The organism is Nocardia sp. NPDC049707 (assembly GCF_040674855.1).
In the GTDB taxonomy this organism is placed as follows: domain Bacteria; phylum Actinomycetota; class Actinomycetes; order Mycobacteriales; family Mycobacteriaceae; genus Nocardia.
Genome location: NZ_JBFANN010000050.1, coordinates 1 through 24,704, shown reverse-complemented (window position 1 = coordinate 24,704; position 24,704 = coordinate 1). Strand labels below are relative to the sequence as shown.

At 65.2% G+C, this 24,704-nt stretch carries 20 protein-coding genes; 10 read left to right on the top strand and 10 right to left on the bottom strand.

The annotated features are described in order from the left end of the window. Positions 1-15: 15 nt before the first annotated feature. Complete coding sequence (locus AB0J29_RS31425) at positions 16-855, bottom strand: class I SAM-dependent methyltransferase (RefSeq protein ID WP_364794068.1); 840 nt, start codon at positions 853-855, stop codon at positions 16-18. A gap of 132 nt (positions 856-987) precedes the next feature. On the opposite strand from AB0J29_RS31425, the gene AB0J29_RS31420 reads away from it, so the two are divergent. Continuing rightward, on the top strand, positions 988-1,989 hold the full coding sequence (locus tag AB0J29_RS31420) for a TerC family protein (RefSeq protein WP_364794065.1): 1,002 nt from the start codon (positions 988-990) through the stop codon (positions 1,987-1,989). On the opposite strand, the gene AB0J29_RS31415 is transcribed toward AB0J29_RS31420, so the two are convergent. The 3 genes from AB0J29_RS31415 to AB0J29_RS31405 form a co-directional block, all read right to left on the bottom strand. Beyond that, a complete protein-coding gene (locus tag AB0J29_RS31415) occupies positions 1,986-2,537 on the bottom strand; it encodes a hypothetical protein (RefSeq protein WP_364794063.1) in 552 nt (183 codons plus the stop codon). The two genes, AB0J29_RS31420 and AB0J29_RS31415, sit on opposite strands and share 4 nt — an antisense overlap. A gap of 133 nt (positions 2,538-2,670) precedes the next feature. Then, the gene (locus AB0J29_RS31410; RefSeq protein ID WP_364794061.1) at positions 2,671-2,955 is read right to left on the bottom strand and encodes a YciI family protein; all 285 of its coding nucleotides are present in this window, start codon (positions 2,953-2,955) and stop codon (positions 2,671-2,673) included. Between the two features lie 16 nt (positions 2,956-2,971). Next, positions 2,972-3,454, bottom strand: coding sequence for an amino-acid N-acetyltransferase (locus tag AB0J29_RS31405; protein WP_364499065.1), 483 nt, complete (start codon positions 3,452-3,454; stop codon positions 2,972-2,974). Positions 3,455-3,693: 239 nt separating this feature from the next. On the opposite strand from AB0J29_RS31405, the gene pgsA reads away from it, so the two are divergent. The 5 genes from pgsA to AB0J29_RS31380 all read left to right on the top strand — a co-directional run bounded on the left by pgsA (position 3,694) and on the right by AB0J29_RS31380 (position 7,524). Next, positions 3,694-4,350, top strand: a complete 657-nt coding sequence (pgsA, locus tag AB0J29_RS31400) for a CDP-diacylglycerol--glycerol-3-phosphate 3-phosphatidyltransferase (protein ID WP_364794059.1) — start codon at positions 3,694-3,696, stop codon at positions 4,348-4,350. Continuing rightward, positions 4,347-4,841, top strand: a complete 495-nt coding sequence (locus AB0J29_RS31395; RefSeq protein WP_364499072.1) for a CinA family protein — start codon at positions 4,347-4,349, stop codon at positions 4,839-4,841. The genes pgsA and AB0J29_RS31395 overlap by 4 nt, the downstream gene beginning before the upstream one ends. 167 nt (positions 4,842-5,008) lie before the next feature. Further along, positions 5,009-5,446, top strand: coding sequence for a helix-turn-helix transcriptional regulator (locus AB0J29_RS31390; RefSeq protein WP_364794057.1), 438 nt, complete (start codon positions 5,009-5,011; stop codon positions 5,444-5,446). A 202-nt stretch (positions 5,447-5,648) separates the two neighbouring features. Beyond that, on the top strand, positions 5,649-6,485 hold the full coding sequence (pspA, locus tag AB0J29_RS31385) for a phage shock protein PspA (RefSeq protein ID WP_364794055.1): 837 nt from the start codon (positions 5,649-5,651) through the stop codon (positions 6,483-6,485). Between the two features lie 148 nt (positions 6,486-6,633). After that, entirely contained in the window at positions 6,634-7,524 is an 891-nt protein-coding gene (locus tag AB0J29_RS31380) for a hypothetical protein (RefSeq protein ID WP_364794053.1), read from the top strand. 330 nt (positions 7,525-7,854) lie between these two features. Here the strand turns inward: AB0J29_RS31380 and AB0J29_RS31375 are convergent, their stop codons facing one another. Continuing rightward, a complete protein-coding gene (locus AB0J29_RS31375; RefSeq protein ID WP_364794051.1) occupies positions 7,855-9,558 on the bottom strand; it encodes a hypothetical protein in 1,704 nt (567 codons plus the stop codon). 971 nt (positions 9,559-10,529) lie between these two features. On the opposite strand from AB0J29_RS31375, the gene AB0J29_RS31370 reads away from it, so the two are divergent. Next, positions 10,530-11,720 carry a cytochrome P450 gene (locus AB0J29_RS31370; RefSeq protein WP_364794107.1) on the top strand — a complete coding sequence of 397 codons (1,191 nt, stop codon included), beginning with the start codon at positions 10,530-10,532 and terminating at the stop codon, positions 11,718-11,720. 69 nt (positions 11,721-11,789) lie between these two features. Here AB0J29_RS31370 and AB0J29_RS31365 read toward each other — a convergent pair whose 3' ends face one another. From AB0J29_RS31365 to AB0J29_RS31345, 5 genes are all read right to left on the bottom strand, one after another. Then, the gene (locus tag AB0J29_RS31365) at positions 11,790-13,085 is read right to left on the bottom strand and encodes a cytochrome P450 (RefSeq protein ID WP_364794049.1); all 1,296 of its coding nucleotides are present in this window, start codon (positions 13,083-13,085) and stop codon (positions 11,790-11,792) included. A gap of 203 nt (positions 13,086-13,288) precedes the next feature. Next, a complete protein-coding gene (locus AB0J29_RS31360) occupies positions 13,289-14,524 on the bottom strand; it encodes a cation:proton antiporter (RefSeq protein ID WP_364794047.1) in 1,236 nt (411 codons plus the stop codon). 30 nt (positions 14,525-14,554) lie between these two features. Continuing rightward, positions 14,555-16,285: a 3-deoxy-7-phosphoheptulonate synthase gene (locus tag AB0J29_RS31355; RefSeq protein WP_364794045.1), complete on the bottom strand. Its 1,731-nt coding sequence runs from the start codon at positions 16,283-16,285 to the stop codon at positions 14,555-14,557. A 39-nt stretch (positions 16,286-16,324) separates the two neighbouring features. Continuing rightward, positions 16,325-17,812 carry an NAD(P)/FAD-dependent oxidoreductase gene (locus AB0J29_RS31350; protein ID WP_364794043.1) on the bottom strand — a complete coding sequence of 496 codons (1,488 nt, stop codon included), beginning with the start codon at positions 17,810-17,812 and terminating at the stop codon, positions 16,325-16,327. Between the two features lie 631 nt (positions 17,813-18,443). Beyond that, entirely contained in the window at positions 18,444-19,547 is a 1,104-nt protein-coding gene (locus tag AB0J29_RS31345; RefSeq protein ID WP_364794041.1) for a hypothetical protein, read from the bottom strand. Between the two features lie 265 nt (positions 19,548-19,812). Between AB0J29_RS31345 and AB0J29_RS31340 the strand changes: the two genes are divergently transcribed. The 3 genes from AB0J29_RS31340 to AB0J29_RS31330 all read left to right on the top strand — a co-directional run. Next, positions 19,813-19,986: a hypothetical protein gene (locus AB0J29_RS31340; RefSeq protein WP_169811369.1), complete on the top strand. Its 174-nt coding sequence runs from the start codon at positions 19,813-19,815 to the stop codon at positions 19,984-19,986. A gap of 119 nt (positions 19,987-20,105) precedes the next feature. Beyond that, positions 20,106-20,810, top strand: coding sequence for a PIG-L deacetylase family protein (locus AB0J29_RS31335; protein ID WP_364794105.1), 705 nt, complete (start codon positions 20,106-20,108; stop codon positions 20,808-20,810). A 478-nt stretch (positions 20,811-21,288) separates the two neighbouring features. Continuing rightward, a partial coding sequence (locus AB0J29_RS31330) for an amino acid adenylation domain-containing protein (protein WP_364794039.1) occupies positions 21,289-24,704 on the top strand: 3,416 nt, incomplete at its 3' end.

Below are 24,704 nucleotides of genomic sequence, written 5' to 3'. Positions count from 1 at the left end.
CGATGAGGAACCCATTTATTCGCTACCGGCGAGTTGTCGCTGCGCCTGCAGTGTGTAAGTCAGCGGAAGGCGTTCCGGATGCTCACTGAGTCGCCACTCGCCATTCGACTCGCACGTCATCTGTCCCGGCAATGCCTCCCAGGGAACGCTGCGGTGTTCCACCAGTCCGGTGATCGTCATGCCGTGCTCGAGTAGTGCGGTCACCACATCGCCGAGTCCGTGGTTCCACTCGTGCGTCACGGTCTGTGTGAATTCCGTCTCGGTCTCGACATAAGTCGTTGCGGACGAAAACACAGTGGGTGCAGGCATTTCGAAGTAGGGATAGCCGATAGTCGGTCGGTCGGTGTGGGTTTCGTCCATGGCCCACAGCATCGGATGTCCTTCGCGCAGGAACAGCCGCCCGCCCGGCCGCAGCAAACCCGCGACGGTTCGGGCCCACCGATCCATGCTCGGAATCCAGCACAGCGCGCCGATGCCGGTGAAGACGAGATCGAATTGCCCAGCGCCCAGCACCGATACCGCGTCGTATACCTCCGACTCGATGAAATCCACTGGCGTGCTCGCCATTTCGGCCAACTGACGGGCCTGGGTCAGCGCGGCGGGGGAGAAGTCCAGTCCGGTCATCCGTGCGCCGAGTCGGGCCAGGGAGATGGTGTCGGTGCCGATATGGCATTGCAGATGCACCCCGCGCAGCCCGCGGACATCGCCGAGTAGCGGTAGGTCGAATCGGACCACCTCGCTGAGGAATTCTGGATCGGCGACGAACCGTGACACAGCGTAGTCGGGCGAGGCGGCATGCGCTGGGGCGCGCTCGTCCCAGTTCGCCTTGTTCAGGATGCGGTAGTCGTCGGTCATGCTCGTGAGGGTGACACAGCGGCCGCCGACTCGCATGTGAAATTATAGCCAGCAACTATTCCGCTAGCTCGACAGAACGGACAAATCGGGCATTATTGCTGTCATGGAACGTATTGCCGCCCCGGAACCCGCATGCACGTAACCGCACTCGAGTGGACTCTGACGATCGCGCTGATCCTGGGTCTGTTCGTCTTCGACTTCTTCGCCCACGTCCGCACGCCACACGATCCGACCGTCACCGAATCCGGCATCTGGTCGGCGATCTATATCGGCCTGGCCCTGGTATTCGGCGGATTCGTCGCCTGGAAGTGGGGCTCGACCTTTGCCGGCGAGTATTACGCGGGCTTTGTCACCGAGAAGGCGCTCTCGGTGGACAACCTGTTCATCTTCGTCATCATCATGTCGAGCTTCGCGGTGCCGCGGATCTACCAGCAGAAAGTGCTGCTGATCGGCATTGTGCTGGCGCTGGGCATGCGCGGTGTGTTCATTGCCCTCGGCGCGGCCGCGATCAGCACGTTCAGCTGGGTGTTCTATCTGTTCGGCCTGTTCCTGGTCGGTACGGCCGTAAAACTGTTGCGCGAGAGCGGACACGAGGTCGAGCAGGAGCACAAGCGCGACAGCCGGATCGTGGCGCTGGCCAAACGGGTGCTCCCGACCACCGACCGATACGACGGCGACAGACTGCTCACCCGGATCGACGGTCGGCGCGTGGTCACCCCATTGTTGTTGGCGCTATTGGCAATCGGCTTCGCGGATCTGCTGTTCGCGCTGGACTCCATCCCCGCGATCTACGGTCTGACCGAGCAGCCCTACCTCGTGTTCACCGCGAATGCCTTCGCGCTCATGGGTCTACGACAGCTGTACTTCCTCATCGGCGGCCTGCTGGATCGACTGGTCTACCTGTCCTATGGCCTGTCGGCGATTCTCGCGTTCATCGGCGTCAAACTGGTGCTGCACGCATTGCACGAGAACACCCTGCCTTTCGTCAACGGTGGTCGCCATGTCGAGGTCCCCGAGATTTCCACGCCGATCTCACTGAGCGTGATTGTCGGGATCCTGCTCATCGCGACCGTGGCGAGCCTGATCGAAACCCGCGGCGCGCCCCCGTCCGCCGAGAGCCGGATCGGCGATTAGAACACGCGGTTGTATTCGGGCGCGATCTCGAAGCCGCGCCCGGTCGCGTCATTGCGGCAACTCACCCCGATGGGCTGGGCCTGACAGGTGAAGCCGGACACGCTCAGGCTCGACCCAGCCGGCAGTACCGGCTGGTCAGCATCCGCTCCGGAGGTGGGGCCGACGAAGAAGCCCCGGTTCACACAGAGATATCCGGCGCTCTCGCCCACCGCGAGTGCGGCCGCGCTCGGGTCGCTACCCCAACAGGCCTGCATCTCCGGTGGCACGGGGCTGGTCGCACCCTGACAGCCCACCGGTCGCATCGGCTGCCCGAACGGCTCGTCGAGGAAGCCGCAGGCGATGCTGCGGTCCGCGGTCTGGAAGTAGTAGCCGCCATCGGCGCGGTACTTCAGTTCGTCGTCGGCCCCACCCGGATGCAGCAGTGGGCGACCCGCCACCATGGGAGTTGCCGGATCGCCCGACTTGTTATCCCACCCGGGCCAGGAACAAACGGCCAGCGTCAGAACCGCAGCCGACATCGACGCGAAGATCGCGGCGGGTATGCGCATACGGGGGAGTCTGCGGCTCGACGCTGTGGTTCGACGACACCCGAACCGGTGTGTCGCCGAAAATTCGCTGATCCCGGGTGTCGAGCGGTGACGGGCGGGCTTCTGTCGGATCGGTCAGGAAGCGTCGGATCGATCAGGAAGCGAATGCGCCCATCACGGGTAGCCACTCCACCGCGCGCACATCGTCGATGAGGTGCTCGCGCGCGAACGGATCCTGCACCAGCAGTTGCTCGACGGTCGCCTCGTCCGCGACCTGGAACAGCAGCAGTGCACCGGAACCGTCCGGATAAGGGCCGCTGGTCAGCAGCGAACCCGCATCGATCAGGCCGTTGAGCCAGGCCCGATGTTCGGGGCGGAAGCTGTCGCGCCCCTCGACCGTGGCGTCGGAATAGGTGTAGTGCACGGCGAAGATTGGCATGATCGATCCGTTCCGGTCAGAGGTTCAGCAGCATTCGAGTATTGCCCAGAGTGTTCGGTTTCACATAGCTGAGATCGAGGAATTCGGCGACGCCCGGATCGAAAGTCCGGCACATCTCCGCGTACACCTCGGCGGTTACCGGTGTGCCGTCGATCTCCACGAATCCGTGCCTGCCGAAGAAGTCCACCTCGAAGGTGAGCACGAACAGCCGCCCCAGTTCGAGCTCCCTGGCCACCGCGACCAGCCGCTCCACGATCAGCCGCCCGACACCATGCCCCTTGACATCGGGATGCACCGCGACCGTGCGCACCTCGCCGAGATCGGCCCACAGCACATGTAGCGCCCCGCAGCCGACCACCCGGCCATCGAGTTCGGCCACCCAGAATTCCTGCACCGCCTCGTACAGCGTGACCAGGTTCTTCTCCAGCAGGATCCGACCGGCATACACATCGACCAGGGCCTTGATCTGGGGCACATCGGAGGTTCGGGCGCGTCGCATGAGGGGTACGGATTTGTGCGCGGCTGCAGCCGCGTCTGGATACGCGTCGCTAGTCGAACCACCAAGTGGTCCCCGAGAGGTCATGGGGTGCACAGTAGTCGGCTCGGCTACCGATACTCTGAACGTGTGTCGCACATCCACCCGCTCCGCTCATCGCATCGCATCGGCGTGCGTCCGAGCCTCGTGGCGGTGGATGGTCCGGCCCGCGCGGTCGGGTCTGGCGCCAGCGAGGCGGAGGCGTGAACGTGCAGCCCGAAGAGATCGATCGACGTTGGGTCGAGCCGGTGGTCCGCACCGGATTCGCGCCCGCCCAGGCCGATCCCGTCGTCCCGCTGATGAATATCGCGAATGTGCTGACCATGCTGCGCATCGCGTTGGTGCCGCTGTTCGTGCTCGCACTGTTCGAGGGCGGCGGTCAGCAGACCGGATGGCGGATCGCGGCCGCCGCACTGTTCGGCATTGCCGCGATTACCGATCGCTTCGACGGGCAATTGGCGCGCAAATACGGCCTGGTCACCGATTTCGGCAAACTCGCCGATCCGATCGCGGATAAGGCGCTGATCGGTGCGGCGGTGATCGGACTTTCGATGCTGGGCGATCTGGCCTGGTGGATCACCCTGGTGATCTGTGGTCGCGAGATCGGGATCACATTGGTGCGGTTGGTGGTGGTGCGGCGCGGGGTGATTCCGGCCGGACGCGGCGGCAAAGTGAAGACGCTGGTGCAGTCCGTCGCGATCGCCGTCCTGCTCTTGCCGCTGCACGGCGGATTCGCCACCGCGGGCATGACATTGATGTACGTGGCCGTCGTGCTGACGGTAATCACCGGCCTCGACTATCTGGGGCAGGCGGCGCGGGTGTGGCTCGCGGGAGGTCCGGGTCGGGCGCGCGGCGCATGACCGATCCTTTGACCACCGGAGCGCCCGTCGTCGAATTGGTGCGCGAGCTCGGTGCCGCACGGCAGACCGTGGCGACCGCGGAATCACTGACCGCCGGACTGCTCGCCGCGACCATCGCCGGGGTGCCGGGTGCCAGTGCGGTGCTGCGCGGCGGGCTGGTCGTCTACGCGACGGAACTCAAGCACAGCCTGGCCGGTGTCAGTGTCGAAGTGCTCGAGACCGAGGGGCCGGTCGCCGCGAGCACCGCCGAGGAGTTGGCCGTCGGTGCACGGCTGCGCTGCGGTGCGGATTGGGGAATCGGATTGACCGGCGTCGCCGGGCCCGAATCCCAGGGCGGACATGCCGTCGGCACCGTCTTCCTCGGACTGGCCGGGCCCCGGCATACCGAGGTCATGCGGCTGAAACTGGACGGTGACCGGTGGGCGATCAGAATCGGCGCTACGCACAGCGCGGTACGGGAGTTGCGTCGTATCGTGGGAGGCGACCGTTAGGGAGTGCCTGTAGGTCGCTCGAAAGGGTCAGCTAGCTGGGTGCTTCGGCGCCGAGTTTGCCACCGTGGGAACCAACCGGCCCCGGTTCGACGTTGTGCCAGAAAGGACGGCGTGCGCAGCGCTGGTAGGCGCCCGCGGACCGGTTACTGGGAGCTAAGGAGAACGACATGACGCTGCTGCGAGAGGCGATCGGGGACAGTCTGCGGCGTGCTCGTCTCGCCCAGAGCCGGACCTTGCGTGAGGTCTCCACCTCGGCGCGTGTGAGCCTGGGATATCTGTCGGAGGTCGAGCGGGGCCGTAAAGAGGCCTCCAGCGAACTGCTCGCCGCCATCTGCGCGGCCCTGGATGTGCCGCTGTCGCGGGTGCTGTGGGACGTGAGCACGATCATGGACGGCGCCGACGGCCTGCCTGCCGACACGCCCGCCCGGACCGCTGATGCGCCCGAGGCGGAGCGGACCGCCGCGGCCGAGCCCGCCGAGGCCGCGCCGGAGCCCGCGACCGCGACGATGTCGGTGGCCGGCGCCCGCCCGCAGATCGCCGAGGACACCCGGATCGTCATTCCGGCGCCCAACGCCGACATGCTGGTCCTGGTGAAAAGCAACTGATCGACCGACGATAGGTGGCGTCCGCGGCCGACGCTGCGAACCGGTGCCCAATGCGGATAGATTCTGTACTAGGCGTCGGTTGGGCCGGGTTCGCCCGGTCCGGGTGCCACATGGTGGAGGATAGGCACATAGCAGGTGCGTGACGGTCGCGCACTAGAGTCGCGGTAAAGCGCGGCGCATCTTATGGAGGCGGAATCAATCGATGGCTAATCCGTTCGTCAAGGCCTGGAAATATCTGATGGCCCTCTTCGATTCGAAGATCGAGGAGCATGCGGATCCGAAGGTCCAGATTCAGCAGGCTATCGAGGAAGCTCAGCGTCAGCACCAAGCCCTCTCGCAGCAGGCCGCATCGGTCATCGGCAACCAGCGTCAGCTGGAGATGAAGCTCAACCGTCAGCTCGACGATGTCGAGAAGCTCAATGCCAACGCGCGCCAGGCCGTCATACTGGCCGATCAGGCCGCCGCGGCCGGTGATACCGAGAAGGCGATCCAGTACACCAACGCCGCCGAGGCGTTCGCCGCGCAGTTGGTCACCGCCGAGCAGGCCGTCGAGGACCTCAAGGTGCTGCACGACCAGTCGCTGCAGGCGGCCGCGCAGGCCAAGAAGGCGGTCGAGCAGAACGCGATGCTGTTGCAGCAGAAGGTCGCCGAGCGTACCAAGCTGCTCAGCCAGCTGGAGCAGGCCAAGATGCAGGAGCAGGTCTCGGCCTCGCTCCAGCAGATGGATTCAACGCTGTCCGCGCCCGGTGCTACGCCGAGCCTGGACGCCGTGCGCGAGAAGATCGAGCGCCGCTACGCGAATGCGCTGGGTGCCGCCGAACTCGCGGGCAATTCGGTGCAGGGCCGGATGCTCGAGGTTCAGCAGGCCAGCATCCAGATGGCCGGACACAGCAAGCTGGAACAGATCCGCGCTTCGATGCGCGGCGATGCGCTGCCCGCCGGCGGTGCGCCCGCGCCGGCGATCAATCCGGCTGCGGCGCAGGCGAATCCGGCGCAGCCCCAGCCGCAGATCAACAAGGGGCAGACCGCGCAGCAGTAGCGCGTCGTTCGAAGTAAATACATTCGGCGAGGACTGGTTCGGTGGAAGACATGGCACGGGTACCTGGCGGGTCGGCCGTCGGTCATGCTCGGGCCCTGCCTGTCCGGCCACCGCGGGTCACGCCGAACGCGAGCCCTGGAGGACAGCGATGAGCCCGCAGGGACCTCGCGAACAAGGTAAGGGCGGTCGTCGTCGCGGTGCGACGCTGGTGCGCGCACAGGCGGTGCTCGCGCCACCGCCGGGGAGTCTGCCCGACAGTCTGCGCGAGGTGGGCGAGCATGCGCTGGTGGCGGTGCGGCGCTGGGCGGACCCGCGCGAGCGGGAACTGCGTAAGCGCCGCCGGGCTCGCCGCCGGAGCTTCCAACTGGGTACCGTCGGCGGTCTCACCACCGCGGGAACCGTTGGGCTGATGATGATATCGGCTCCGGTGTGGGCCCTGGTCGTGGTCGGCGGGGGAGCGGTGGCGCTGGTCACCGGCACCGCATTGAGCGCCCGCCGATACCTCCAATTGCGCAGCGCGCCGTTACCGCAGGCCGCCTTCCTGCCGCGTAAGCAGCCACCGCTGTGGTCGTCGGCGCGCGGCCCGATTTCGCGCCTGGTTCGTGCGGAAAAGGCATTACACGGCCTCGGCACGCAGATCGCCCGATCGAATCGGCTGCCCGAAGACGAACTCGCCGACATGATCGAAACCGCGGGTTCGGGTGCGGCAGCGCTGCATGCGCTGGCCGCCGATATCGCCGCGATGGAACAGGCACTCGGCGTCATGGAGCGCTCGAGATCCGTTGCTGCCGTGGGTCTTACCGAGAATATGCAGTTCGCGCTCGATCGCCTCGACAGTGGGGTCGTCGAGTACGAACAGGTGGTCGCCGCGGCGGGACGGATTCTTGCGGTTCCCGAAAGTGCGCTGCTGCGGCACAATTTCGACACCATCGTCGCCGATCTGCGCGATGCGGCCGATCGCCTGGACGGGTGGGCGCAGGCCCTCGCCGAGGTAGCCGATCAGCACGCGTCCACTTCGCGTCCGCCGCAGGGGATTTAACCAGCGAGCGAGTGCTGGACGGCGTCGGGGCGAGGTGCGGCGGGATATGCGTCAGCCGCAGGGCCGCTGGTCACTCTGCGAGCTGGTGGAGGCAAACCCCCTGAGAAGGGCCCGCCGCCAATGCATTCTCGTTAGCTCGATGTGTTGTGTCCTACAGTATCTCGGCTGTGGCATCCGTCCTGTCGCGTGCACCCCTGAGTTCTAGACGGATGATTCCCGTGTAGTGGTGGAGGCTAGGTCGAGGGAGGAACTCCACCAATGCATGCCGGCGGCATCAGGGGTGAGGGGTGGGCTGAACGGGCCATTGATTTCGGCTCGCTGCCCAGGTGGCTAGGTGGCTGGCCGCGGGCGATCCTCGCGCTCAGGTGCGCTGACGACGCGGGGCTCTGGGGTGGTGGGTACGTTCGATTCTGTTTCGACGGAACGGGTTTCCCGTTCATTCGTGTCTCGGTCCGATTCCGATTTCCGGTTGGTCCGTACCCAGGGGGTGGGGCGGGTGGTGCTTGGTGCCGACACCTTGGGTGGGCGGGTGGCCGACCATGGTGAGGTGACCGGCTTGCGGTCGTCCGGCCCGACATCGGCGGGGCGGTTGGCTGCAGGGCGAGATGTCTTGGGCGGTGCGGATTTTCCGGGGGTTGGGTGGGGAGCCGGTGTCCTCGGGGCGGCCGTCCATGGGGTCGCCGGTGCCGACTGGTCCGTCCATCCGGCAGCCTGTGGCACGGCGGGTGTCGGACCGTTGACCATTGACGCGCCGGAATCGCTGTCTGTCCGGCTGCCGAGTGCGATCGGGCTGGATTCGCGGGTATGGATACCGCCTTCGGGTTGCCCGACCGACTGGGATGCGGCTGCGGGGGATTCGGCCGCCGAGACAGTGGTCATATCGCCGCGAGGCGATATTTGCTTCACTGCGGAACCCTCGGCCAGCGGCGAACCCTCGGTGCCGCGGGGTGCGGTTGTGCCCGCTATGTCACCGGTTGGCGAACTCATCGGGTTCGGGAGACCTGCTCGGGGAGCCGATGCTGTGGTCCCCGCCGCACTGGGGTGCTGACCATCCGCAATTCGGGTGGAGTTCTCGGTGCCGGGGGCGGGCTTGTCGGTGCCGGGCTTGTCGGTGACGGGCTTATCGGTGACCTCGTGACCCGGATCGGTTGCTCGAACATCGGCTGGAGCCGGCTGGTTAGCGGTCGACCCGTCCCGCGAAGCTTGCGGCGAGTCGACACGACTCGTCGTCGACGGTAGGTCGAAATCGGTTCGAGTCCGCGGAAAATCGCTTGCCCGGCGCTGAGGCACGTCCGAGTCGTAGGGCGCGTCTGGACCGTCGGTGGTGAAGTCGAGCCTTGCGACCTGGTCACGGAATTTCTCGGCATGGCGCATGATGTCGTCGGCGTGCTCGTCGAGCAGCTTGGAGTAGCGCAACACTTCGTCGGGTTCGATATGCAATGGCAGTGCGGTCGAGCTGCTCGGTGGCGTTACGCCAAGGGCTTTGCTAGCCGCGTCGTAGACGACACCCTTGATCATGTTGTCGATGGTGTGCTCGAGCGGTTCGATGGCCTTCATGACGACCTCGGCGACCAGATATGCGATCAAGTTCTGCTGCATCTGATCGCATATCCGGCGCGCCGCGGTGGTCAGCAGGGGAGCGGTTGTCGGACCTGCTGGTGTCGCGATGATGGCGGCGTAACTCACTGCCAAAGCCCCCAGCTCCGCGAGTACCGCGATCTTCACAACGGTGATCACCTCGGCGGCGATATCCAATGCCGTGCCCACCACCTTGCAGGCCATGTCGAGATCCGCCATGTGAGTCGCACTCATATGCGCCCAGACCGAGATCAACTGCTCGTACGAATACCCCGAATAGACCGATCCCATATCCTTGATCGCACCGGTGGCGGATTCATGCGTCTGCTGGACATTCTCGGCGAATTCACGAACATGTGCACCTAGTTTGCGTACATCATCTTCATTGATATCCGGGTACTGAATACCGCAGAAATTCAGGAAGAGCGCAACCTCGTGCGGCATTTCGATAGGCATCTACATCACCCGAATGTTGCGGACTCATACATGTCACTGGAGCGCGGATTCCAGGTTGATATCCAGTAGATCTGTCCTTGTCTACTACTAGCTCTCCCCTGTTCCATCCGGGCTGTTCTTACCCGCGAACACGGCTCCCGCCGCATTATAGGCAAGAGCGTGATCAGTTGCAGTATCGGCTGCCCATCAGAATTGCGCAACAGATCGAACTCGTCACCGAAAAGCGGGCTGGGATAGCCCATGACACCGTGAATTTCGGTCCCTTCGATCAAGAGAGTGGCATTGGTAGGAGCGAGAGCATACTCTATTCCGCGCCAGTTGCCAGCATCCGGCGGTAAGGGTCTGCATGAGCAACTGGGTCACCGGCGGGCGCGGTCTTCTCGCCGTGCGGTCGTGTCGTTTTCTGCGGCTCGGGCGAGACCGGTTTGTCGGGTCGGCGTTCGGGAGCTGCCGGGTCGTGGTTCGGTGGTGCTCGGAGGTGTGGTGAAGGTACTCGAGTTCGAGGTTTCGGGTTTGGTTGTGCTGAGTCGCAATAGGCGAGCCGGATGACGCGGGCAGGGGATTCCTGAGCTGGGGAACCGGGCGAATGCTTGCTCGAATGGCCCGTTGGGTCTTCGCGTCCAATGAATGGCTATCATGACGGCGGGCACGCAAGAACTGGTCTGGGGCAACGGATTTGGATCGTGAGCGGACCAGCAGGAAGCTTATGACCCGCACCACATGCGCTGCCCGCGTGGGGCAGATCGACGCGACTGGAGTCGTGCGAGCAGTTTGTTGGTAATCCGTCGTCATCAACCTGCCGAAGCTTGCTGCCGTGACGTAACTGAGGCCAGTGCTGGGTCTCGATTGTCAAGGTTCTTTGGTTTTCAGAAGTTCGGAGTTCATCTGTGGCAACGCACACACATCACCCGCCCGAATCACGGGCCTCGGTTGGCGGCTTACCGGGCTTCGGGGCCGGGCCGCGCATCGCGATGTACACCACGGAATTCGCCGCCGACCCGCACCGGGTCTACGAGCGGATGCGCAAGCAGTTCGGTTCACTGGTGCCGGTGGATCTCGCCCCGGGTGTACCGGCCACATTGGTAATCGGCTATTACACCGCGGTCCGCATTCTGACCGATCCGGACCACTTCCCGGCGGATCCCCGGACCTGGGAGCAAGACATCCCGGCCGACTGCCCGGTGTCCGGCATGATGAAGCGTCGGGAAAATGCCCTGCGCACCGATGGGCAGGAACACAAGCGCTATCGCGAGCCGACCAGCGCGGCAATCAATAACGTCGATTTGCTCGGCATGCACGAGGTGATCGAGCAGATCGCGATCCCGCTGATCAACAAGTTTTGTGCAGACGGGCACGCTGATGTGTTGCAACGCTACGTCTTTCCCCTGGTGTTCACCGCGGTGAACACCATGCTGGGCGTCGACTCCGATATCGGCGCGCGGGTCGCGGCGGCGATGGCCGCCATGTTCGATGCCGGGGCCGAGATCGGTGCGGGCGACCACATGCTGCACGAGGCACTGCGGTTGCACATCGATCGCAAGCGGGAGGAGCCCGGTGACGACATCACGACTCGATTGATGCGTCACCCGAGCGGTCTGACCGATGAGGAGGTGATCCAGCAGTTGATGACGTATTACGCGGTCGGTGTCGAGCCGCTGGTCCACCTCATCGGCAACGCCTTGCGGCTGATGTTGACCGACGACCGGTTCGCCGCAGGCATGCACAGCGGTAGTCTGTCGATCCGCGATGCGCTCGATGAGGTGCTGTTCACCGACCCGCCGTTGGCGAACTACTGCATTTCCTACCCGCGCCAACCGATCCTGCTCAGTGGCGTGTGGTTGCCCGCCCACCAGCCGGTCGTCATCAGCATGGCGGCGTGCAACAGCGATCCCACTGTCAATGCCGTCGACGGCGTCGAGCGCGATGGCAATCGTTCACACCTGGCCTTCGGTGCCGGACCGCACATGTGCCCGGCTCAAGACGCCGCCTATCTGATCGCCCAAGACGCGATCGACCAACTTCTCGATGCCTTGCCCGAGATCGAGTTGGCCGGTTCGGCCGCCGAACTCGGTTGGCGCACTGGTCCGTTCCACCGCGCGTTGACCGCGCTGCCGGTCGTCTTCCCGAAGTCCGCTCCGTTCCCGGAGTTTCCGCCGCCCTGAGATGTGCGTCCTGCCACGGCGAGGGCCGAGATCGACGATCTCGGCCCTCGCCGTGGCGGCGGCCGACACCTACATGATGTTCATCGGCGCGGCCGGGGTGAAGACGACCGGGAAGGCCGTCATCGCACGGTGGAAAGGCCCCGGCCGCCAGAGCAGCTGATCCTCGGGTATCCCGAGCTGGATATCGGGAAGTGCGTCGAACAGCTCATCTATGGCGTACTGAACAGTCAGGTACGCAACGCCTTTGGCCGGGCAGGCGTGCGGCCCGGCGCTCCACGCCAGGTGTGAGCGATTGCCCAGACGTGTTCCGCCGGCGTTCTCGGTGCCGCGGATCTCCGGGTCGTTATTGCAGCCGGTGAGGCTGATGACGACCGGTTGGTCCGCGGGCAACCAGATATCGTCGACCATGATCGGCTGGCGCGGGTAGGTTGTGCAGAAGTTCGCCATGGGCGGGTCGTTGAACAGAACCTCGTCGATCGCGGTGATCGTCGACAGGTTTCGGCCGAGCACATCCGCGTACTTGAACCGGTCGTCGGTGATCATCATCAGCAGTGCATTCGTGATCAGGTTGCGCTGTGCTTCGAATCCGGCGCCATAGAAGCTCATCAGCTGGGCGAAGATTTCTATATCGTCGAGGGCGGCCGGGTGGTGTGCCAGCCGTGAGGTGACGTCATCGCCGGGATGGTCGCGTTTGAGCTGGATCAGCTCGAGCAGCGCCTCTTTGAGCATCGCCATGCCCTGGGCGCTGCGGATCGTGTCGAAGCGCGCGGCCATGCCGTTCGCGACGCGCTGCCCGATTTCGGGCGGGCAGCCCACGATGTGGTTGAGGACGCCGAGGACGAGCGGAAATGCGTACTGGGTAACCAGATTCGCGGTCCCGGCCTTGCAGAAGGTGTTGATCAGTGGGATGGCGATCTGCTCGATGATCGACGGCAGTCCGTGCACATCGATTCCGTCGATACTCGCAACGGAGGCATCCCGATATCGGGTGTGGACAGGTCCATCGTTGTACCGTGCGGCCGGAAACCAGGCCATCATCGGTAGCACCGGGCAGTTCTCTGGGATGGTCTTCTGCCAGGTGCGCGGGTCGGCGGGAAAGTGCTTGGGGTCGTTGAGGATTCGCACCGCGGTCGCGTAGCCGAGCACGAGGGTGGCGGGCACTCCGGGGGCGAGCTCGATCGGAACCAGCGTGCCGTACTTGCGCCGCATTTCGTCATAGGCGTGGTGCGGGTCGGCGACGAACTCCGGTGTATACAGCGGAATCCGGTCGGCGGTAGCGCTCGATGATCCGTGCTGAACGGGGCAAACTCCGGTCGTGCTGGTGTGCGGGGCGGATGCTGGGGGATGTGGTGTGGTCAAAGACATACTCCAAACGGTGGAACAGAATTCGACAAAGACTGGATCAGTGGGCGCGGACAGGTTCCTCGAGCATGGTCAGAGGTGCGTCGTCGAGCGATCGAAACGACACATCCTTCCTAGGACCCACCTGGCGAATCGCCTAAGCAAGCAACATATCAATGGGCCGACGGTTATGCCTGGGAAACCGGTTGGTTCGAGCGTGTCCACAACTATTCAACCGGACCGCCGATGGGCACGCGGGTGTCGGGGGCGGCCGGATCGACCCGTGGCGTCGCGTCGACACCGATCAGTCGCAACATCGGTGCCGTCATCGCCGTTGTCACCAAGGCCATCACCACGAGCACCGAATACAGTTGTGGCCCAATCAGACCCGTGCTGAGCCCGACGTTGAGTATGACGAGTTCGGTCAAGCCGCGGGTGTTCAGCAATGCCGCCAATGCCACCGCCGATCGCGATGGCAGACCGGTCAGGCGCCCGGCCACATAGACGCTTGCGAGCTTCCCAGCGATGGCGACCACCATGATCACCAGCAACTCGCCGACGGCGGCCCGGTCGATTGCCCCGAGATCGACTGCGAGTCCCGCCACGACGAAGAATCCGGGCAGCAGTACCAAGCTCAGAATCCGGGCGCCGGATTCGACCGCCTCGCGTCGTGCGCGCGGGAACACCACACCGAAGGCGAACGCACCGAATATCAGATGCAGTCCGATCCATTCGGTTATCGCGCCGAGCAGCAGCGCGCCGCCGACGCCGACCACGATCATCGTCTGCTCGGTGCCCGCTGCGGCTATCCGCGCCAATGCCGGACGCACGATCCACCACGTCACCGCCACCACGGGCACCAGCAGCGCCAGTCGCCACTGGCTGCCCGTTCCTGGGTGCGCGACGGCCAGCACGACGGCGAGTGCCGTCCAGGCAAAGATGTCGACCAGTGCCGCACAGGCGAGGCTGAGCTGACCGATTCCGGTGCGCGTCAGCCCGCGATCGTGCAGGATCCGGGCCAATACCGGAAAGGCGGTTACCGCAAGCGCGCAGCCGATGAACAGCGTGAAGCTCGGTAGGTCACCGGTACGGTGGCGCGTGAGCGCGGTCGCGGCTATGCCGCAGCCCAGGACGAACGGCACGGCGTAGGCGGCGACCGATACCGCCGGTATCGACCGTCGGCTGCCCGCGAACACGCTGCGGTCGAGTTCGAGCCCGGCGACGAACATGAATACGGCGACACCCACATTGGCGAGCAAGCTCAGGTACGAGCGGATCTCATGCGGAAACAGCATGGCCGACAGGTGTGGCCCCAGTACGGTCGGGCCCGCGAGTATCCCGGCGGTGATCTCGCCGATGACCGCGGGCTGGCCGAGGCGCTCGGCCAGCCACCCCAGGATCCGAGCCGCTGCGATGATGAGGACGAGATCCATGAGGAACACGACGATTTGACTACTGTGCACTTACTTCTCCCTCGCGATCGACGAGCGTGATCAGCTGGCCCACATCGCGCTCAGTGTCGTGATGACACAGTGCAGTGCCCGTCGGGTATCGAGTCGGGTGTCGAGGCGGCTGCGGGGTTCGCAGTCGAGGTGCAGGCCGGCCGGCGCGGTGCCGGTGGTTCGGCAGGCACTGACGAAGCCGCGGATCGCGGCGGCGGGATCATCGGCATGCATCGGATCACACACCCAGCACACCGGGGTACCGCATCGGGCTGCTGCCTCGAACAACGCGGGAAGTGCGGCGGCGGTACGGGTCCCGGATAGCGCCGGGACCAGGGTGAGCCGACCGGGTCGACGTTGAGGATTCAAATATCGGCACAGGAACTCGACATAATCCGGCGTTGCGGTAGGGCCGAGGGTTACCGCCAGCGGGTTGCGGACCGTGGCAGCGAAAGACAGGTGCCGGGAAGTGAATTCATGGTTTCGGCCGCCGATCCACAGCAGCTGGGTCGAACGGTCCCACTCCTGCGGTGTCGTGGTCCAGCGTCGAGTCGGATCCGGCTCGCAGGACCTGACGGCGGACGAGATATAAAGGGGCGCAATGGAACTGTACAGTTCACGGGAGGCTGTCGGTGCGTTTGCCGCGATGGGGAGCATCGCGGCGACCTCGACCAGCAGCTCGCGTGCCACTGACGCCGGGTAGTGGTCCGCGGCGTCGCGCAGCATGTCCGCGCAGAGTGCGATGGCTGGGTTCGAGACGCGCCAATTTTCGAGCTGTGCCGCGACTCTGCGGTTTTCCGGCGGCCGCCGCTCTCCAATAGAAGTGTCGCAATCAGCTGGGGCCCTGCATGTTTCTCCGTCATAACCCAACTGGCCGATGGTCACGATCGGCATGTCGAATCCGTGGTTCAGGACGGCGGCGGCACAGATTGCCAGCGCACGGCGGTCCTGCAGGGTCGCGACTTCGAGGGCAGGGGAGCTGTGGGCGCCGAAATGCACCACGAATGTCTGCCCGCGCGCTGCGGCGGCCAGATCGGCGGTGAGCGCTTCGCATTCGGGCGGCTGGACCAGCACCGGCAGCGTTCGCGCACACTGTCCGCCGGTGCGCGGCGATTCGGTATCGCGGGTGCCCCGGCGTGCTGTCGCGGGGTGCGCGGGTTGCGATCGGGTGTAATCCGGCTCATCGGCCCAGCTCAGCTCCTCATCCGAGATGGGGGCATGCTCCGGTGGAACGACACTGGGATTGAAGATCTCGCGGATATAGCACAGCGGCCGATGATCTCCGAGCATGATGACGTACGCCTTGGCCGCGCAGAGGCGACCATCGAGCCATCGTGTGACGCCCGCCCGAAGCACATGTCGCCGCTGGGATACACCCCGCGAAATCAAGCCGCGCCCGATCGGCATGTGCACGTCGTCGGCGCCGGTCGCAGCGGCCGGGCCGCTCACGGCGACGACATAGTTGACCGATGCGGTCACCATGTCGGCATTGATCAGACATGAGCGACGAACGATGACGCGGTCGGGACCGGCCAACCGCAATGCGTCGGCGACGGTGGCGGGGAGTTGTTCGGCCGCGAGTTCGTCCTGGCGCAGCACCCGCACCTGGAGATCGGTGCCGAGTATGGCCTCGAGTCTCGGCTGGGTGAAGCCATGGCTGGCCAGCAGCATCCGGGTAACCGGATGGCCGAATCGCGCGATCTGCTGGGTGGCGGTCCGGTAGCCCGAACCACCGAGCGGGGAATCGCCCGGCGGTTCGGGGTCGGAGCGCGTGATCGTCATATCGACCGGTTCCGCGCTGTGGATTTCACGAAGGCTGGACTAGAGCGCGGTGACGTCGGTCGCCCTCGGGGGTAGCACGGGACGCGCTATGGCCTCGATTTCGGCGGCATCACGGGGCCGCGTGGTCAGGCCGAGTACCGGTTCGGTGGTGATCCGCACATTGTCCAGCACCGTATCCGCCAGCGGATCACGCCAGTGGTCCCAAACGACCGACATATCCAGATGACCCATGTACTCGAGGTTGGCCGAGTCCGCGTGCAGTTTTTCGGTCTCGGTGAGTTCGGCGGCGATGGTGTCGGTCGGGGTCCGCCCTTGCTCTCCCGAGGATTCGTCCACGTCGGTGAGCCCCGCCATGATCCGGGTGAACGACACCTCTGGGGTATCGCCGTCGTGCGCCTCGGTGAGTTTGTCCGCGTGCGAGAAGTATTCGTCGGAACCGATGTACTGTTCGTACATACGCGAGACCAACACGAGGAACCGTGAGTAGGCCCGCCGGGCAGTTTGCTCGTAGAAGGCCAGTGCGTCGGTCTCGCTCATTTCACCACGCAGGGTGGTCGCGATCGCGGCCGCGGCGACGAGACCGCCGTACGTCGCCAGATGCACGCCGGTGGACAGCAGCGGATCGAGGAACGCCGCCGAGTCACCGACGAGGGCATAGCCCGGACCGCAGAACCGATCCGACACATAGGAGTAGTCCTGCTCGGCCTTGACCTCGGCGACCTGCTCCGCGCCCGCGAGCAATTCGCTCATGGCCTTGCTGTCGCGAATCGTATTGAGGTAGTACGCGTCTCGCCCCTGCTCGCGTAACCGCTCGCCGGCCTTGCGTGCGGAAACCACATAGCCGACGCTGAATCGGCCGTTGGACAGGGGGATATGCCAGAACCAGCCACCCTCGGGGGTGGACACGACATTGATCGCGCCTTCCGGGCTGTCCGGGTGTAGATGTGCGCCTTGCCAATACGACCAGACCGCGACATTGCGGAAGGCCGGATGCTGCCGACGCATATTGAAGCGCCGCTTGGCCAACAGGCCGTGTCGTCCCGAGGCGTCGACGAGAAAATCGAATTCGGTGGTCCGAGTGGCGGTGTCGCCAGGGCCGGTCCATTCGACGGCTACCGGACGGTCACCGTCGAAGATGACGTTCTCGACATTGGCGTTCTCGACCACCTGCGCGCCCTGGTCGGCGGCATTGCGCAGCAGAATGTCATCGAACGCGTCTCGCTCGACCTGGTAGGACCAGGCTTCCGCATCCACCAGCTGGGACCAGTCCAATATCCAGTTATCGTCCTGCCACTGGAAATAGCCGCCCCGCTTGATCTGGAAGCCGTGCGCCGCGACCTTGTCGAACGCGCCGGAAAGACGCAGCGTCGACAGGCACGATGCGAGCATCGACTCACCGATGTGGTACCGCGGGAACGTATCTCGTTCCAGAAGCGTCACGCGTATTCCTGATCTGGCAAGCAGGGCCGCGGTTGTCGACCCCGCTGGGCCGCCACCGACAACGAGGACATGCGGATCGTTCGCCATAGCACACTCCTTGGAACAGCGGATACCAATGCGGACTGTGCGCCCACATCAGCAACCGAACAAACTCCGGTTCCACGGTGGTGGATCAACCCGGACCGAGCGTCGCCATCAGTTAGCCATCCGTGGCGATGCCTTCGTCAAAGTGTAGCGGCAACTATCGAATTATCAACCGCCATATGCGATTTCGTGATGATTGCCAATACTCGGCAACCGGTGGCCGGAGGGTAGCTGATACCCCGAATCGGACCTGCTCACCGAACCGCCCCTGCACAGCACGCCGGGACAGGTGTCGGATGCGGCGGCGCGGTGTCTACGAATGGATTTCAGCGCAGGGCTTTTCGTCGAGATCTGGCGCCGCGATCAGTGGGAATCGCCTGGGGCGTGACAGGCAAGGCTGTCGATGTCGTTCGGCATCACCTCGCTTTTCCGGCAAATTCAGGGTAAAGCCCGAATCAGGTCCATGTGAGGCGTTCGCAAAGTTGACTTCTGCGGTTGGCGAGCTCCACGTGGCGATCAGCGCGCGCGGATCCCACTGCGGTGGAGTCGATTTGCCCAGCCGGGAAACAGCAACGCGGGTGCGAACTCTTCGAGTGCGCACCCGCGTTATCTGATCGCTATGCCGATCGAGCGCCTACTCTTCGGCCCGAGCGACCGCAACCGTGGCCTCGGCGGCGTGCCGGGCGACCTCGGGGGTGCAGCGGCCGAGCCCGCATGCGGTCGCGATGCCGAAGGCATTGCGACCCAACGCCTCCTCGAACAGCGCACGCGCTCGGTTGCTGTTCTCGACGGAATCGGTGGAAACCACACCCGCGATCACCGGCCAGTCGGTGGCGAGTGATCGCAGGGGAGCGTAGAAGCGCGGTTCCAGTGGTGCGGGGTCGGAGCCGTACGCACACGGAATATGCACCGGGGGCAGTGGCGCCCCTTGCCGATCCAGCAGGCGCGCAGTGCGATTGAGCAGCGTCACCGCAGGCGCCAGACCACGTGGGGCCAACAGGCTCTCGTGCTGATAGTCGCCGTAGCACAGGTGCACGATGGTTTCCGCCCCGATCTCGTGCAGCTGCCCGAGGACGCCGGCGAGCTGTCGAGCCACCAGCGGGGCCAACGCCCACCGCGAACCGAGTTGTGCCGCTTTGACCATGCTCAACAGAGCGAAGGGGGACTCCAACTGCCAGACGATGCGGTCGCCGTACCGATCGATTACTTCCGATACCTCCTGCAACATCGCTTCGGTGAACACCGGCAGCTGCCGCAGCGCGGCGACCGCAAGATCGAAGTGCCGCAGCGCCTTTCCGACCGGCAGCCCGCCGGATACGGCTCCGCCCGCGAAGACGAACATTGCCAGATCCAGCGGATTCGGCAGGCTTATCTGCACTTTCGTCTCGGCCAACTGCGGCCGTTCGCGTTGCAAGGACTCGAATGCGCCCACCACGGCACCGATGCGCTCGGCGCGGTCCATCGACACGTGCCGCACTTCGAGCTTGCCGCCGGACCGCAGACCATAGCTGGGGAAGTCGCTGTAATCGGCGTACCCGCCCGCCCGGACGACCTCGAAGACATCCGAATGCTGCTTACGAGCCCGCAGATAGTCCATGATCCAGTCGGGGTCCAGATCGCAGGGGAGCGCGGTGACCGGCCACCCCGCTGTGCGGTCGCTGAACCATTGCAGGACAGCGCCATCGCCCATCATCAGATCCGCTGGAAGACTGCCGACGTAGTGTGCGTACCTAGTCATGGGTGGCCCCTTAAGGTTCGGAAAACAAACAATCGGACAGCCATCAGTGTGGCAGGAGTGTGATCGATCACGTTCGATGTTTTCCGTTGTCGCGCTGGCGAATTCGGGAATGCGGCTGCGGAGCCGGGGCTGACCAGACGTCAGGGTGAACCCTGATTTTCCCCGGATATCGGTGCTGAGCTGCTGCTTTATCGTCATCCGGCTGCCAGCATGGAGGAGTCGGATCGTCGGATGGCGGTTCGCCCGAGAACTTCTGGAGGCTGGCATGTTGTGGAAAATCATCGGTGTCGTAGCGGTCGTCTGGATCGCGCTCGCCATCATCGGTGCGTTGATCAAGGGGCTGTTCCCGATTCTGGTGATCAGCGCGGTTGTCTTCGGGCTGTACCTGCTGTACAAGGCAGTCGCGGGCTCGGACAACTCCACCGTGAGCAAGCTGTAGCGTCCACCCGCGGGCCCGCCGGGACTTCGGGCGCCGCGGTTTCGAGAGGTGGGCCGTGTGCCGTCCGCCGCGGGCAGCGCACGGCGCATCCGCGTTCGGAGTCTGCTTGAATGACTCGGGTGGAGCAGGTTCCCGAGGATTGGCAGCGCGGGCTTGTCATCGTGGCGCATCCGGACGATATCGAATACGGTGCGGCCGCCGCGGTGGCGCGCTGGACGGGGCAGGGCAAGGACATTCGCTACGTCCTGGTGACCTCCGGTGAGGCCGGGATCGCGGGCCTGCCGCCCGCCGAGGCGGGGCCGCTGCGCGAGGCCGAGGAGATCGCCGCCGCCAAGGTGGTCGGAGTGCGCGAGGTGGAATTCCTCGGCTACCCGGATGGCCGCGTCGAAGAAACCCTGGCGCTGCGGCGTGACCTGGCCGCCGCGATTCGCCGTCATCGTCCGGAATTCGTGGTGCTGAGCAATTTCGGCGACACCTGGGCTCCCGGCTACGCCAATAGCGCGGACCATCGCGCGGTCGGCCGGGCCGCCCTCGACGCGATTTCCGATGCAGGCAACGAGTGGATATTTCCGGAACTCACCGAGACTCCGTGGTCTCCCCGGCTGGCCGCGGTGGTCGGCCCGAGTGCCACCCATGCCGTGGACGTCACCGCCACCATCGAGCAGGCTGCCGCCTCGCTGGCCGAGCATCGCCGCTACCTCGAGGTGCTCAACCCCGAGCCGGTTGCGGATCAGGTGCGCGCGGTCATCGACATGGCGACCGCCCCGAAGCCCGGATTCCCCGCCGCGCGTGCCGTCGGCTTCGAGCTGTACTACTTCGGCTGATCGCCGTTACAGGAATGTCGCGGAAATCATGTTCGGCTGCGGCGACCGGCCCGGGTTGCGTGTCGAACCAACCATCGAATTGCGTAGCTGGTGATCAGCTGGTTATCTGCACTGATGGTGCGAATGCAGTCGTCAGCGGGTGCTGATGAACCGCGGAGATGCCGTTCGGAGCGCGGAGATTCGACACGTGCGTGCCATTGCTCTGATAGCGAGCGCATACCAATTCGAGGGTTGCGGCCGAGGGTGGGGATGTCGTGGTCGACCTTCACTTAGGCTGTCACAGGCCACGTAGTGAAGTCTGTCGCGCTTCTTCGAGCGGATGCCGTCACTTTCCCGCTCTTGGGGGGAGGGGACAGGTTCGCTCCTGTAAGCTCGAACGCTTGGCTTGCGATCACAGCCGTCCGTAGTGAAGTATGCGCGTTCCATTATGAGGGAGCGGACTTTACGCGCGTAATGGGTGAGAGGTGTAGTACCGGAAATGGCAAGGGATCGTCGTTCCGCCCGGGGTAGTCGTCGCCGAGTCGGTCTGCTCTTCGGAAATTTGCTCGCGGCCGCTGTGGAGTCCGCCGCTGACGCCGTCGCCATCCGGTTCAACCCGTCGGGCGATCCGTCCGATGACCGTCAGCTGACCTATCGCGAACTCGACGAGATGTCGTCGCGGTGGGCGCGCGAACTCATCGCGCACGGGGTTGGCGCGGGTGATGTGGTGGCGATAGGTATCGCGCGCAGCATCGAATCCGTGCTGGCGGTATGGGCGATCGCGAAGACCGGTGCCGCGTATGTGCCCGTCGATCCCGCATACCCGTCCGACCGGATCGCGCACATCCTCGCCGATTCCGGTGCCGTCCTCGGGTTGACCACCACGGCGCACCGGTCGGTGCTCGGCACGACCGTGGACTGGATCGAACTCGACGACCCGGCGCACGCCGGGCGCATCGCCGAACGCCCAGCCCATCCGATCTCCTATGCCGACCGGGTCCGCCGGCTGGACGAACAGCACCCCGCATACGTCATCTACACCTCGGGATCTACCGGGAAGCCCAAGGGCGTCGTGGTCACCCACGGTGGCCTGGCCGGATTGGTTGCCGCGCAGCGCGAGCAGTACGCGGTGACGGCGGAGTCGCGGGTCCTGCATGTGTGCTCGCCCAACTTCGATGTTTCGGTGCTCGAGCTCCTGCTGGCCTTTTCGTCCGGCGCCACCTTGGTGATCGCGCCGCCTACGGTGTTCGGCGGGACCGAGCTCGCGGATCTGCTGCGTCGCGAGCACGTCACCCACATGCTCATCACCCCGGCCGCCCTGGAATCGGTGGATCCGGACGGTCTGGACGAGCTGCGGGTTATCGTGGTGGCCGGTGACAAGTTCGGTCCGGAGTTGGTCGGCCGCTGGGCGGACGAGCGTGCGTTCCACAACGGTTACGGACCCACCGAGGCGACGATTCTCGCCACCGGTACCCCGCCGCTGGTGCCGGGCGAGCCCGTCACGATCGGCACGGCCATCGCGGGTATCGGTGCGTTCGTTCTGGATTCGCGATTGCGTCCGGTGCCTGCCGGGGTGACCGGCGAACTGTACCTGTCGGGTCCCGCGCTGGCACAGGGCTATCTCGGGCGGCCGGGGCTGACCGCGGACCGGTTCGTGGCCAGCCCGTTCGGCGCCGATATCGGCAGTCCGGGCGCGCGGCTGTACCGAACCGGGGATCTGGTGCGGCGCACCGAATCCGGCGGCACGGACGGCGGCGTCATCGAGTATCTGGGTCGTTCGGACTTCCAGGTGAAGATCCGCGGTTTCCGCATCGAACTCGGCGAGATCGACAACGCGCTCACCGGCCACTCGGATATCGACTTCGCGGCGACCCTCGGCAAGACGCTGCCGTCGGGCGCGACCGCGCTGGTGGCCTATGTGCTGCCCAGGGCAGGGGCCGAGGTGGATACCGAGGCACTCGCCGAATTCCTCGGCGAGTCGCTGCCCGCGTACATGATTCCGGCCGCTTTCGTGGTGCTGGACGAGATCCCGCTGACCCCGGTCGGCAAGCTCGACCGCGCGGCACTGCCCGAGCCGGTGTTCGCGGCTAAGGAATTCCGCGCGCCGGCGACTCCGGTCGAACAGATCGTCGCCGACGCGTTCGCGGCATTGCTGGTGCCTGTTGACGGCGACAACTTGGGCCGCGTCGGTGCCGACGACGACTTCTTCGAGCTGGGTGGTAACTCGCTGCTCGCGGCGCGGGCGGCCGCCCGCATCGGCTCCGCGCTCGAAGTCCGGGTGCCGGTACAGTTCCTGTTCGAGGCAACCACGGTCGCGGCGCTCGCGGAACGTGTTGAGCAGCATGCCGGTTCGGCCATCGGGCAGACCCTGCGCCCGATGCCGCGGCCCGCGCGGATCCCGCTGTCGTATGCGCAGCAGCGGATGTGGTTCCTCAACCAGTTCGACAAGGCCAGCGGTGTCAACAACATTCCGGTCGCGGTACAGCTGACCGGCCCGCTCGACGTGGACGCGCTACGTGCCGCGGTGCGGGATCTGGTGGAGCGCCACGAGGTGTTGCGCACCGTGTACCCAGAGTTCGACGGCGAGGGCTACCAGCAGGTGCTGCCCGTCTCGGATCCCCGTGCGGTGCCAGAACTTCCGGTGATCGCGACCACCGAGGCGGAACTTCTCGGACTCGTCGCGGAAGCGGTCATCACCGGATTCGACGTGCTCGCGGCACCCCCGATCCGGGTGCGACTGCTGCGGTTGGCCGAGACCGATCACGTGCTGGTGTGCGTGGTCCATCACATCGCCGGCGACGGTTTCTCGATGGGCCCGCTGACCCGCGATGTGATGGCCGCCTATCTGGACCGCCTGCGTGGAGCCCGGCCGGAATGGGCGCCGCTCGAGGTGCAGTACGCGGACTATGCGCTGTGGCAGCGAGAAAGCCTGGGCGCCGAGGACGATCCGGAATCCGTGCTGTCCCAACAAATCGCGTACTGGCGCAGCGAATTGGCTGGGCTGCCTGAGCAATTGGATCTGCCAGCCGACCGGCCGCGGCCCGCGGTAGCCTCGAACCGGGGTGCCGCCGTCGAGTTCGAGATCGGCGCGCAGGTGCACATGGCGCTGAGCCGCTTGGCGCGCAGCCACAATTCGACGGTGTTCATGGTGGTGCACGCCGCGCTGGCGACCCTGCTGGCGCGGCTGTCGGGCACCCGCGATATCGCCATCGGCACCCCGATCGCCGGTCGCGGTGAAGCCGCGCTGGACAACGTGATCGGTATGTTCGTCAACACCCTGGTGTTGCGCACCGAGGTTGATCCGGGCGTCACCTTCGACGACCTGCTGCGCGTGGTGCGACCGGCCGACATCGCGGCATTCGGCCATGCCGACGTGCCCTTCGAGCGGCTCGTGGAGCTGCTGGATCCGGTGCGGTCCGCGGCGCGGCATCCGCTGTTCCAGGTGATGCTGTCGTTCCAGAACACCGGCCAGAACAGCCTGGAACTGCCCGGACTCACGGTCAGCGCGGTCGAGATGCCGATCGATATGGCCAAATTCGATCTGCAGTTAGTGCTTTCGGAGCAGAGCACCGTGACCCCGATCAGCACCACCAACGGTGCCCATGCGGTCGCACCATCGGGCATTGCCGCCGAATTGGTCTACGCCACTGATCTTTTCGACGCCGACACGATGGCGGCGTTCGTGCGGCGATTCGACCGGTTGCTGCGAGCCGTCGTGGCCGAACCGGATCGGGCTATCGGTGATATCGACCTGCTCGACGAGCATGAGCGGTCGCTGGTGATCGAGCAGTGGAATAGCACCGTGTCTCCGGTGCCTGCGGCGACGCTGGTTTCGCTGTTCGAGGCGCAGGCGGTGCGCACGCCGGACACGGTCGCGGTCAGCTACCAGGGGACAAGTCTTTCCTATGCCGAGTT

Excerpts from the sequence above, each read along its gene's own strand:
- AB0J29_RS31425 (WP_364794068.1), bottom strand. The coding sequence starts at position 855 with ATGACCGACGACTACCGCATCCTGAACAAGGCGAACTGGGACGAGCGC.
- AB0J29_RS31420 (WP_364794065.1), top strand. The coding sequence starts at position 988 with ATGCACGTAACCGCACTCGAGTGGACTCTGACGATCGCGCTGATCCTG.
- AB0J29_RS31415 (WP_364794063.1), bottom strand. The coding sequence starts at position 2,537 with ATGCGCATACCCGCCGCGATCTTCGCGTCGATGTCGGCTGCGGTTCTG.
- AB0J29_RS31410 (WP_364794061.1), bottom strand. The coding sequence starts at position 2,955 with ATGCCAATCTTCGCCGTGCACTACACCTATTCCGACGCCACGGTCGAG.
- AB0J29_RS31405 (WP_364499065.1), bottom strand. The coding sequence starts at position 3,454 with ATGCGACGCGCCCGAACCTCCGATGTGCCCCAGATCAAGGCCCTGGTC.
- AB0J29_RS31395 (WP_364499072.1), top strand. The coding sequence starts at position 4,347 with ATGACCGATCCTTTGACCACCGGAGCGCCCGTCGTCGAATTGGTGCGC.
- AB0J29_RS31390 (WP_364794057.1), top strand. The coding sequence starts at position 5,009 with ATGACGCTGCTGCGAGAGGCGATCGGGGACAGTCTGCGGCGTGCTCGT.
- pspA (WP_364794055.1), top strand. The coding sequence starts at position 5,649 with ATGGCTAATCCGTTCGTCAAGGCCTGGAAATATCTGATGGCCCTCTTC.
- AB0J29_RS31380 (WP_364794053.1), top strand. The coding sequence starts at position 6,634 with ATGAGCCCGCAGGGACCTCGCGAACAAGGTAAGGGCGGTCGTCGTCGC.
- AB0J29_RS31375 (WP_364794051.1), bottom strand. The coding sequence starts at position 9,558 with ATGCCTATCGAAATGCCGCACGAGGTTGCGCTCTTCCTGAATTTCTGC.
- AB0J29_RS31370 (WP_364794107.1), top strand. The coding sequence starts at position 10,530 with ATGTACACCACGGAATTCGCCGCCGACCCGCACCGGGTCTACGAGCGG.
- AB0J29_RS31365 (WP_364794049.1), bottom strand. The coding sequence starts at position 13,085 with ATGTCTTTGACCACACCACATCCCCCAGCATCCGCCCCGCACACCAGC.
- AB0J29_RS31355 (WP_364794045.1), bottom strand. The coding sequence starts at position 16,285 with ATGACGATCACGCGCTCCGACCCCGAACCGCCGGGCGATTCCCCGCTC.
- AB0J29_RS31350 (WP_364794043.1), bottom strand. The coding sequence starts at position 17,812 with ATGGCGAACGATCCGCATGTCCTCGTTGTCGGTGGCGGCCCAGCGGGG.
- AB0J29_RS31345 (WP_364794041.1), bottom strand. The coding sequence starts at position 19,547 with ATGACTAGGTACGCACACTACGTCGGCAGTCTTCCAGCGGATCTGATG.
- AB0J29_RS31340 (WP_169811369.1), top strand. The coding sequence starts at position 19,813 with ATGTTGTGGAAAATCATCGGTGTCGTAGCGGTCGTCTGGATCGCGCTC.